The 11,123-nt window shown below is 64.0% G+C and carries 7 protein-coding genes and 3 pseudogenes; 7 read left to right on the forward strand and 3 right to left on the reverse strand.

The window, feature by feature from the left end; genetic code table 11:
* Nucleotides 1–7 precede the first annotated feature (7 nt).
* Nucleotides 8–430 (reverse strand): annotated as a pseudogene (locus IWX78_RS15625) (aldo/keto reductase); the annotation flags it as partial.
* Nucleotides 431–802: 372 nt separating this feature from the next.
* On the opposite strand from IWX78_RS15625, the gene IWX78_RS15630 reads away from it, so the two are divergent.
* The 7 genes from IWX78_RS15630 to IWX78_RS15660 all read left to right on the forward strand — a co-directional run bounded on the left by IWX78_RS15630 (nt 803) and on the right by IWX78_RS15660 (nt 10,092).
* Complete coding sequence (locus IWX78_RS15630; RefSeq protein ID WP_196834559.1) at nt 803–2,140, forward strand: ABC transporter substrate-binding protein; 1,338 nt, start codon at nt 803–805, stop codon at nt 2,138–2,140.
* Nucleotides 2,141–2,237: 97 nt separating this feature from the next.
* Complete coding sequence (locus IWX78_RS15635) at nt 2,238–3,167, forward strand: carbohydrate ABC transporter permease (RefSeq protein WP_196834560.1); 930 nt, start codon at nt 2,238–2,240, stop codon at nt 3,165–3,167.
* Between the two features lie 78 nt (nt 3,168–3,245).
* Complete coding sequence (locus IWX78_RS15640; RefSeq protein WP_196834561.1) at nt 3,246–4,049, forward strand: carbohydrate ABC transporter permease; 804 nt, start codon at nt 3,246–3,248, stop codon at nt 4,047–4,049.
* A 65-nt stretch (nt 4,050–4,114) separates the two neighbouring features.
* Nucleotides 4,115–5,128, forward strand: coding sequence for an NAD(P)-dependent oxidoreductase (locus tag IWX78_RS15645; RefSeq protein WP_196834562.1), 1,014 nt, complete (start codon nt 4,115–4,117; stop codon nt 5,126–5,128).
* A gap of 41 nt (nt 5,129–5,169) precedes the next feature.
* Nucleotides 5,170–6,060: a sugar phosphate isomerase/epimerase family protein gene (locus tag IWX78_RS15650; RefSeq protein ID WP_196834563.1), complete on the forward strand. Its 891-nt coding sequence runs from the start codon at nt 5,170–5,172 to the stop codon at nt 6,058–6,060.
* On the forward strand, nt 6,057–8,801 hold the full coding sequence (locus tag IWX78_RS15655; protein ID WP_196834564.1) for an alpha-L-rhamnosidase: 2,745 nt from the start codon (nt 6,057–6,059) through the stop codon (nt 8,799–8,801). The genes IWX78_RS15650 and IWX78_RS15655 overlap by 4 nt, the downstream gene beginning before the upstream one ends.
* 724 nt (nt 8,802–9,525) lie before the next feature.
* Nucleotides 9,526–10,092, forward strand: coding sequence for a DNA-binding protein (locus IWX78_RS15660; RefSeq protein ID WP_334684798.1), 567 nt, complete (start codon nt 9,526–9,528; stop codon nt 10,090–10,092).
* Between the two features lie 554 nt (nt 10,093–10,646).
* On the opposite strand, the pseudogene IWX78_RS15665 reads toward IWX78_RS15660, so the two are convergent.
* Nucleotides 10,647–10,838, reverse strand: a pseudogene (locus IWX78_RS15665) (Tn3 family transposase); the annotation flags it as partial.
* A gap of 49 nt (nt 10,839–10,887) precedes the next feature.
* A pseudogene (locus IWX78_RS15670) lies at nt 10,888–11,040 on the reverse strand (IS256 family transposase); the annotation flags it as partial.
* Nucleotides 11,041–11,123 lie beyond the last annotated feature (83 nt).

An 11,123-nucleotide genomic window follows, 5' to 3' on the forward strand; every position in this document is an offset into this window, starting at 1 on the left:
TTAGGGCTCAGGCGTCGTTTGATAGGGCAGTCAGTTCATCGTCGTCGAGAACGAGATCCACTGCCTGGATCGAGTCGAGGATGCTCTCTGGTCGGGAGGCGCCGGGGATCGGGATGACGACGGGCGCGAGCGCGAACTCCCACGCGAGTGCGACCTGCTGCGGACTCACGCCGTGCGCATCAGCGATCTGCTGGAATACGCCGTGTCGGGCGCCGATCTGCCCCGCATGGGTGATGCCGCCCAGCGGTGACCATGGCAGGAATGCGATGCCGAGGTTGGCGCAGTGCGCGAGCTCGGTGAAGCTCGAGCGGAACGCCGGCGAGAACTGATTCTGGACGGAAGACAGCCTGCCGTCCAGTACCTCGTTCGCCTGATCGATCTGCGCGACGGTGGCGTTGGAAATACCCGCGAGTTGGATGACGCCCTCGTCGAAAGGGACCGACCTCGGCGGGCACTCCCAAGCACCTTCTGGCGGTCGAGAATGAACTCAACGACCGACCTCGGAGGGTGCTCGACGACCGCACGTCGGCGGCCCTTTTAAGGCTCTGCTAGCCTCACAAAGCAAACTCGTGTTACGACGATGACTAGAACCGGCCGCGTCGTTATCGTCCAGTTTTTAAGAGTCGTCGATAACGGCCTCCGAAATCAGCGAGGTCGAAGCCTCCCCGGTCGCCCACGCGATGCGTGGCTCAGACCCGAGGGATGCTATCGCCCCCCTTGCTCATAATGTTAAGTTGTGCAAAAATTTACATTGTTCCGCAGCCAATCGGCGTCGGAAGTCTCAATGAAGAGAGGAACTGGCGTGAATACACAGCACTCACGACGCCGGCGAGTCACCGCGGTCGCAGGGGCCGCAGTGGCGTCGCTCGCACTGGTGGCCTGCGGCGGCGGAGCAGAGGAGTCCGGCGACGAAGTCCTCAACATCTGGTACGGCTCAGAACCCGGCCAAAAGGACGCCATGACGTCCCTCATCGCCCAGTGGGACGAGGAGCACCCGGAGGTGTCTGTGGAGATCACGGCGATGGGACCCGAGCTCAACCCGCCCTCGCTCCTTCCGGCCTTGAGCTCCGGTGAGGGCCCCGACCTGTGGGCCGGCAATCTCGGATCGAGCCAGTCGCAGGCCTTCATCGACGCGGGTCTGGTCCATGACCTCACTCCCGCCTACTGCAAAAGCAACTGGAACAAGATGATCCCGGACGAACTGGCGGTCATCGCCACGTCGGATGACAAGATGTGGGCGGTTCCGAACAGCATCGAGTCGACCGGAATGTTCTACCGCAAGTCGATTTTCGAGAAGCTGGGACTGAGTGTCCCCACCACTTGGGAAGATTTCGTGAGTGTCGTGGATGAGCTGAAGAATAACGGCTATCCGACGCCGATCGGTGCGGCGGGCCAGGACGCATGGCCGGTGTCGCACCTCTTGGGCGCGATGTGGAGCGGTGCTGTAGGCCCTGACGGGGTCAACGAGATCCTTTTCGGTGACGGTACCTGGACGAGCACGGGCATGACCGAGGCGACCGAGGAGTTCGAGAAGCTCGCGGACGCCGGCGCCTTCGGCCCCGACCCGCTCTCGTACACCTATCAGGCCACGATGGCCGACCTTTACAACGGGGTCGTCCCGATGACCTACACCGGTGGCTTCGTCATCCCGGACGCACAGGCGGGCGCGGGTGAGAACTTCGACGACATCGGCGTGTTCGCTCTCCCGACCGTGAACGGCGGACCGATCTCCGCGAACGCGAGCCCCGGTGAGGGCTGGTACATCAACGCCAACTCGAAGCAAGCGGATGCCGCGGAGGATCTCCTCAATTACCTGTTCTTCACGGACGAGAACCGCACGAAGATCCTGGAAGGCGGCCTCGTGCCGGTCGGTCCCGTCGATCTCGACCAGGTGGAGCTGCCGTCGCTTCTCGAGGAGCTGCTCGCCGAGCAGAACAAGTATCGGGACAACGGTGTGGTGCCAGCGTTCTTCGAGTTAACCGCCCCCGCCTCCATCGGCGAAGCCATGATGACCAGTGAGCAGGGAATTCTGGCTGGCTCGACGAGCGCGGACGAGCTGCTGCAGACCCTTCAGAGCACCTGGGAGACCGAGAAGCAGGCGGGCAAGATTATCTCTTCCAGCGGCGCCCCGAAGTGCTGAGGCGCTGACAGCGATTAACAGCCCGTGAGGGCATGGGGTTGGGCCGCGGTTGGGTCGCGGCTCAACCCCGCATCTCGAAATGAGGAAAGGAAAGATTATGGCGGCCACCACCTCTGGAGCGCTCACCAAGCGGCAGATGCGAGGGAGGCGACTGACGCGCGGGGGTAGGCGCAGTCTCACCGCGTACCTGTTCCTTGCCCCGGCCCTGATCCTGTACCTGGCGTTCGTGATTCGCCCGACTGTCGAGCTGTTCGGACTATCGGCCTTCGACTGGAACGGGGTTAATCCGACCCGCGAGTTTGTCGGTTTCGACAACTTCGCCAGGCTCTTCGCCGATCCGCTGTTCTGGCGGTCACTCGGGAATAACCTCATCTTCGTCGTCCTGCTCGTCGCCTTCAACGTGACAGTAGGCCTCATCACCGCGTCGGCCTTGGCCCGCGCGATGCGCGGACGCCTGATATATCAGCTCATCTTCTTCCTACCGGTGGTGCAGGCGTCCATCGTCACTGCGCTGGTCTGGAAGTGGATCTACCAGCCGGAAGGACTGCTCAACAACGCGCTGGAGGCGATCGGGCTCGGCTTTCTTTCCCACGGCTGGTTGGGCGACCCCAACACGGCGCTACCCGCCCTCGCACTCGCGGCCGCATGGTCCGGATTCGGGCTCTCGGTAGTCATTTTCCTCGCCGGCATACAGAGTATCGACCAAAGCCTTTACGATTCGGCCAAGATGGACGGGGCCAACACGCGTCAGATGTTCATGAACGTCACGGTCCCGGAGATGCGCCCCGTCATCACGGTCGTCTTCCTGCTGGAAATGATCGGCGCCTTCCAGACCTTCGACATCGTCTGGGCGACAACGCGCGGCGGGCCGGTCAACTCTACCGAGGTCCTCGCGAGCTTCATGTTCAAGCGGGGCTTTACCGACGCGGAGTTCGGCTACGGCGCGTCCATAGCCGTAATTTTCATGATGATTGTGCTAGTCGCCGCAATCATCTCTCTGCTCTTGCGCGAACGAAACGAGGACTGACCGATGGCGTCCCTAGCTCCCGCTGCCCGGCGTACCACCCCTGGAATGAGAGGCTTTTGGCAGCGTCGCGGCGGCAAGGTGGTCCTTTACACTTACCTCACGGTGCTCGCGCTGTTCTCGTTGGCGCCCCTCGCGCTGGCCTGGTCGACAGCATTCAAGACCAAGGCCCAGGTGGTGTCTAACCCGTACGGGCTGCCGCTCCCGCCTGCCTTCGAGAATCTGGCCGAGGCGTGGACCAGTGGGCGCTTCAGCCAGTACTTCTTGAGCAGCCTCATCATCTCGCTGCTCTCAGTGTTCGCTATGGTCATCGTTGCGCCGCTCGCTGGATACGGCCTCGCCCGGATGAAGTTCTGGGGCCGGCGCCTGGTGGTGGTTGTGCTTCTGATCGGTCTCACCATTCCGATCACCGCGATTATCCTGCCGCTGTACACGATCATGCGGGATCTCCACCTACTGAACACCTACTGGTCGGTGGTGATCACCCATGTGGCCGTCGGCGGCCCATTCTTCGCATTCATCATGAGGGCGTTCTTCATGCGACTGCCCGAAGCGCTCGCGGACGCCGCGAGGATCGACGGGTGCTCCGAGCTGCGGGTATTTTGGAACGTCATGCTCCCCCTCGTGCGGCCCGGCGTACTCACGGTGGCTCTTCTGGAATTCCTCTGGTCCTGGAACAACCTGATCCTGCCGCTGGTGTTCCTCACAAGCGAGAACGTCCGCACACTGCCCGTCGGAATGCTCCTGCTGACCGGGCGCTTCTCCACCGACTACGGTCTTCTCTCGGCGGCGGTGCTGATCCTGTCGCTGCCGGTCATCGTGCTGTTCGTGCTATTCCAGCGCAACTTCATTGAGGGACTGGCGAGCGGCGCGGTCAAGGGCTGAGCTGTTCCCTACCCACACCTCCTTCGAAGTTTCCTCCCCTCCTTCCAATAAGAAAGGCCAGATTCATGACCCAACCCTTGCGCGCTGTCGTCGACATGTCCGGACGGCGCTTCGATGAGATTTTCTCCGCCGCGGACCAGCAGCGGCTCCGTGACACCGTCGAGGTGGTGTGGGGTCGTGACGAGCCCATGCCCGATGCGGAAGCTGCCGAGGCGCTCGAGGAGGCTGAGATCCTGATCTGCTCCCAGTGGCGCTACGGCGCGCTCAGTGGGCGGTACCCGAAGCTGCGCGCGATAATCGACGTCGGCGGCGGACTCCCACGAGGGCTCGACTACACAGAAGTCTTCGCTCGGGGTATCCATGTTCTCACCGCCGCTCCCGGCTTCGGTCGGCAAGTCGCGGAGATGGCGCTCGGGCTTGCCATTGCCTCATGCCGCGAGATCCCGATCGGAGACCGTGCCATGCGCGCCGGCACCGAACAGCACCTGCACCACGGCAACGAGACCACGTTCATGCTCTTCGACAAGCCGATCGGGATCATCGGCTACGGAGGCATTGCTCAGGCGCTGCACCCCCTACTGGTTCCATTCGGCGGCGAGATCTTGGCCTACGATCCCTGGCTGGGCGACGGGTACCTGCGCTCACGGGGAGTCAAGCCGGTCGGGCTCGAGGAGCTGCTGTCCGAGTCGAAGTTCATCTTCGTACTTGCGGCGCCGAGCTCCGAGAACAAGGCCGTGCTCGACCGCGAGATGCTCGAGCTGATCGCCCCGGACGCCGTCCTCCTCCTCATCAGCAGGGCACACGTCGCCGACTTTGACGCGCTCACTGAGCTGCTCGCCGCTGGTCGCTTCCGTGCGGGAATCGACGTATTCCCGGAGGAGCCGATGCCCGCGGACCACCCCATCAGATCCATCGAACAGGCCGTCCTCTCCGCCCACCGGGCGGGATCGGTTCGGGAGGGCATGTGGGACCTCGGCACGATGGTGGTCGATGATCTGGAGATGTTGGTTCGTGGTCTTCCACCCCGTCGACTCCAGGGGGCCGCTCGCGAACTCTTCGAACGCCTGACGAACGCCTGACGGGAGCAATTGACATGAAATTGGGATTTGTCACCGCCTGCATGCCCGACACGGGCCTCGCCGAGGTCGTGTCGTGGGCCGCCGGAGCGGGCTACGACTCTCTCGAGGTCTCGGCATGGCCAACCAATGGGCCAGGTCCGTCACATCTAAACGTCGACGGGATGGACGCGGCCGCTGCGAACGACGTTTCCGCGCTGTTTGCGGATGCCGGAGTAGAACTCTCGGCGGTCGGCTACTACGAGAACAACCTGCACGGCGATCCCGAAATCCGCGCTCGTACCCACGAGCATCTGCGCCGCTGCATCGATGCGGCCGTACTGCTCGGGGTGCCCCACGTCGGCACCTTCATCGGGCGGAACCCGTCCGCCTCGGTGGTAGAGAATCTGGCCGACGCCGAGCAGGTGCTCCCGCCCCTCGTGGCCTACGCTGCCGACCGCGGGGTGTCCCTGGTCGTAGAGAACTGCCCGATGGAGGGCTGGCATCCTGACGGCTACCCCGGCAACCTTGCGTACTCCCCGGAACTCTGGGAGTGGATGTTCGAGCTCGGGTTCTACCTCAACTACGACCCCTCCCACCTCCTCTGGCTGGGCATCGATCCGGCTGACGCGGTTCGTCCGTACGTCGACCGGGTCCTGCACGCGCAGGCGAAGGACACGGAGGTAAACCCCGCTGCCCGCACCCGGTACGGCGTCTTCGGCCGCACGATCGGCCGTGCGAATGAGTGGGACGTGGGGTGGTGGCGCTATCGGGTACCCGGCCGAGGCCAGGTGGACTGGCTGTCCGTAATTGACGCCCTAGACGAGGGCGGGTTTTCTGGACACATTGCAGTCGAGCACGAAGATCCTGTCTGGGGCGGAACGCCCGAGCGCGTGAAGCGCGGACTCGAGATAGCCCGCGATACGCTCCGACCGCTTGTGGGCCCCGCACGATGAACGGGAGCGCGGACGGCGGGGACGCGCCGCTCGTAGTCACAGGCCTGCTCACTGACCACGCGGCGGACCCGCTCGGCATCGACGAGGAGCGGCCCCGCTTCTTCTGGCGGCTCGAGAGCAACCGTCGCGGCGTCCAACAGGTGGCCTATCGCGTCACCGTGGCGGTCGACCCCGGGGCCGAGGTGTGGGACTCCGGATGGATGGAGAGCTCCCGCCAGCTCGGGGTGGAGTACGACGGAGCGCAGCTTGCCAGCCGTACTCGCTATTCGTGGCAGGTGACGGTCCGCACGTCGGACGGAAACGAGGCTTCGAGCGCTCTCGCCTTTTTCGAGACGGCATTCGTCTCGCCGTCCGAGTGGACGGCCGAGTGGATCGGCGCCGTCGCCATGACCCCGAGCGTTGCGTCCCCGCTCGTCCGGCGCGAGTTCGACATCGACGGTGAGGTGGTGCGCGGACGGGTCTACGTCAGCGGCCTCGGCTACTACGAGCTGTTCGTCAATGGCTCCCGCATCGGGGACTCCGTGCTTGACCCCGCGTGGACGGACTACCGCTCGCGGGCCCTCTACGCCACCCACGACGTCGGGTCGAACCTCCGCCCGGGGCGCAACGCCATCGGCGTCTCCCTCGGCAACGGCTGGTTCGAGCCCATGCCGAGCGCAGTCCCCAGCCAGCTCCAGCCCCAAGTGATCCTGGAGCTACATCTCGAGCTCGCCGACGGCAGGACCATGTCGGTCCTCAGTCGGCGGGGCGAGTGGATGGCGACCATCGACGGCCCCATCGGCGACCACAGCATCTACGGCGGGGAGACCTACGACCTGCGCCAGGAGCTGCCGGGATGGGCCGAGCCGGATTTCGACACGGCCGCTTCCCACGCCCGCTGGCGAGCGGCGACGCCGGTCGAGCCTCCCGGGGGCGTCCTCCGGGCCCAGGCCACGGAGCCGATCCGCGTGGTGAAGGAGCTGCCACCCGTGACCATCACCCGCCTGAGCCGGGACACACAGGTGGTCGACTTCGGGCAGAACTTCGCCGGCTGGGTGAAGATCCGGCTCGTGGGCGAGGCAGGGACGACCGTGTCGGTGCGCCACAGCGAGCTGCTCGGCGACGACGGCGCCGTGAACACCGCTAACTTGAGGACCGCGACAGCGACCGATCATTACGTGCTCGACGGGCAGGAACCGCGCTGGCTAGAGCCGCACTTCACCTATCACGGCTTCCGGTACGCGCAGATCGACGGTTACACCCCCGATCTCACGCCCGTCGATGTGGTGGGACGCGTCGTCCGGTCCGCGGTGCCTCAAATCGGACGATTCGGCTGCAGCGACCCTTTGTTGGAGCAGATCCACCGCAACGTCGTGTGGACTGAGGGCAGCAACCTTCACGGCCTCCCGACCGACTGCCCCCAGCGCGACGAGCGACTCGCGTGGCTTAACGACATGACCGTGCGGGCCGAGCAGGCCGTGCACAACTTCGGCCTGGCCCGGCTCTACGGCAAGTGGTTCGACGACATCGTCGACACGCAGGGCGACGTGACCGGCGCGATCGCGGATACGGCACCGCACGTGCGGTATGGGCACCGTCCGGCCGACCCAGTCGTCAGCAGCTTCCTGCTCGTCCCACAGCTCGTGCACGCGCACTACGGGGAGTCCCGCCTGATCGAGCGCGGGTACGAGAACCTTGCCCGGTGGGTGTCCTACCTAGCGTCCCTTCGCGTTGAAGGGATCATCGAGCAATCGGAGATCGGAGACTGGGCACCCCCGGTCAGCGAGGCCGTCGAAGGAAGCGCTGGCTCCGGCGCGATGTCGGCACTGACCCCGGGCGGCCTTATCTCGACCGGCTTCCTTTACCTGAACCTGATGCTCATGGCAGGCTTCGCCCGCCAGCTGGAGAGGGACGAAGACGTGCGACGGTACGAGGCCGAGGCGGATGAGGTCCGAGGCGACATAAACGCTCGGTACTTCGACGCCGAGCGCGCCTCCTACGGGCCCGGCAACCAGTCGTCTAACGGGTTCGCGCTCTACCTGGGCCTCGTGCCCGAGGAACACCGGGTGGCGGTGCTCGAAGCTCTCGTGCGCGACATCGAGGAGCACGACTTCCATCTCACCACCGGCAATCTCTGCACGAAATACGTCATGGACGTGCTCGGCCGCTTCGACCGTGCCGACGTCGCGTTGCGCCTTCTCACTCAGCGGACGTATCCCAGCTGGGGTTACATGATCGAGATGGGCGCCACGACAATTTGGGAACGGTGGGAGCACGTCACCGGCGGCGTCCTCGCAGGCATGGGCTCGCACAACCACCCAATGTACGGCGCCGTCGACTCGTGGTTCTACCGCTACCTCGGTGGGATTGCCGTGGTAGACGAGGCTCCCGGCTTCGGCGAGGTGCGCATCGAGCCGATCCTGGTGGAGGGCATCGACTGGGTCGACTGCGAGCTGGAGACCCCGCGCGGCGTCCTGGCGTCAAGGTGGAGGCGCAACGGCGGCCGAGTCGAGATCGACCTGACGATTCCCCCTAACTCAACGGCATCGATCCTCCTGCCGCTTGCGGAGGGGTCTTTCGAGGACTACGAGATTCGTGAGGGCGACCAGCCGCTCAGGAAGGGATCAACGACCTCGATCGCGGGTCTCGGCGAGACCGCAGTCGAGCGCGGCGGCGTGCGCGTGCTGCTCGGTTCGGGAGACTACAGCTTCAGTATCACGCCGCTTACCCTTGCCCGACCGCTGGCGACGGCGCCGGTCTGATCGAGGGCGTCGCTGACCGGATGGGAGAAGGGTTGCGGGCGGCTACGTCCCCGACGCCCCGATCGGCTCCGGTCTTGTCTGGCTCCACGGGGGCGGCTTCGCGTTCGGGGACCTCGACCAGCCGGAGGCGGACTGGGTCGGCCATTCTTGGATTGAGCCACCAACGCGTTTCACAGCTCGCCAACGACCACTAGGCAGAGGAGCTCCACTGTGCGGGACAAGCCCTCTGCAGGCCCCCCAGCGATATCAACGACTTCGATAATCTCGCTCCCGATAAGGCCGCGAAGCTGCTGCACCAATACCGGGGGCCTCCTCGGGGAGTGTTTCGAAGAGTACGACGACGACGACATGATGGGCCGGGGCTGGCTCATTGACGGTTGGCGGGATCTGATCGAAGCCACTGGATAGAGCCCGACAGCTAACCCTCCGCCCGGGCTTCAAGGAACATGGATTGTGTTTCGGGGGTCCCAGATCCGCTTCCAACCTAGGTAACTTTGCCGCCGAAACGCCTGGATAGCTCTCTTCCAAGCTCCTGGGAGACGTTGGGAGCTATCGCCGGCGCGGCCGGCAGTGAACCGCCCCTGCCAATCTCATGACCGGACCAGCGGCGCCGTGTAGCCACAATGTAGTAGGAATAGTAGTATGACTACTATTCCTACTACGTTTGGAGTGATCCGCTGTAATGAGTGAGCACGCTACCCCCACAGGGTCTGCCAGGGACAGGGTGTACGCCGCCGCCGAGAAAATCAGTGCCGAGCGTAACCCCACGGTGTCCAGTGTCCGGGAAGCCGCAGGAGTCTCCAACGCCGACGCCACCAGGTATTTGAAGGCGTGGCGGGAAGAGAGCGCTGTTGCCGGCTCACGGATCGTCGCTGCACCGCAACCGCTGCTTGACCAAGCGGCGCGGTTGGCCGGATCGGTGTGGGCTGATGCTGTGGCGTTGGCTGCCGAGCAGCATGCAGCACTCGAAGCACGCTGGATGAAAGAGGGCCAGGACAAAGATACTGAGCTGGCCGAGCTCGTGGCAGACCTCGATCGGATCACCAGCGAAAAGAATGCTCAGGCCGCGGCGCTGAACACGGAACTGATGGCGGCCGTGACGCGGGCTGAGGACGCGGAAGGGCGTGTACACCAGGCGGAGGCCGCTGCTGAGCGTTCCCGCTCCGACGCGGGCACGCTTGCTCATGACTTGGCCGCCGCGCGTGCCCGGGCCGACACACTGCAACAAAGCCATGACGCACTCATCCAGCGCATCACCCCACCAACCACCAAGACACCACACCAAACGTGAAGCAGTAATGGTGGAATCCCCACGAAGAGAAGCACCAGGGGGAACAAGATTTCCTTTCGCAGGGAAAACAAGAAGAACAACGGGCGCGGTAACTGTGTGGTGCAGGAGCCCCCCGGCCCCACCGTTCATTGAAGAGGCAACGATGCACAGTTTCACCGCCACCGCCCGCCAAGAAGGTACATGGTGGTTATCGATATTCCCGGAGCTAGGGCAAGATCACCCAGGCTAGGAACGCCACAGAGATTCACGGCATGGCAACGGATTTAGCCGCTGTCATCCTCGATGTGGACCCTTCCGAGGTTCACATCACCGTGAGCATGCAGACGCCCAGCGAAGGAGCTGCACAGTGAGGGATAACCCCTATGCAGGCCCGAGCGATACCAACGATTTCGATGACCTCGCCCCCGGACGACACCGTGAAGCGGCTACTTTTCATCCTGGGCTGCGGGGGTGACCGAGCCGACCCATACCCAGCCATCACGCTGGATCTTGATGCCCGGCTCAAAGAAGGACACCTTCACGGGGTGGCTTGTGAAAAAGTAAAATATCCGACGCTAAGGTTTAGACGAGCGTCGTAGCGGCCTGTATTTGCCGGGTTTGATCCGGTTGGCGCGTGGCCAGGTGTAGTCACCGGTGAGGTTGATGTGTTCCCATCCCAGGGGTGAGAGGAACCGCAACAGGTCAGGGTTAGTGGTGTTGCCCTCCTCATCCAAGGTCGCTATGGTGCGGTCGAGGTAGACCGTGTTCGGTCAAGTCCCTGTTAGTGGTGTAGCGGTGTCTCCTTCGATTTGAGGGTTAGGCGCTGAGTTCGAGGGCGGTTTCGGTGATCACCTCGGTTCCGATGTTCGGGACGAGTGTGAGTCGGGACTTGGCGAGGATGTCGAGTCCGAGGTAGCGGCGTCCTTCGGCCCATTCGTCGGTTTGTTCGGCGAGGACTGCGCTCGTCAAGTTTTTGAGACAGTTCGATGTGTTTTTCTTCTATGCCGCAGCCAGGTGGCGGCGGTCTTGGTAAGCGGCGAGTGCGGCGGCCG

This window comes from Mycetocola sp. CAN_C7 (genome assembly GCF_015752285.1).
GTDB lineage: Bacteria > Actinomycetota > Actinomycetes > Actinomycetales > Microbacteriaceae > Mycetocola_A.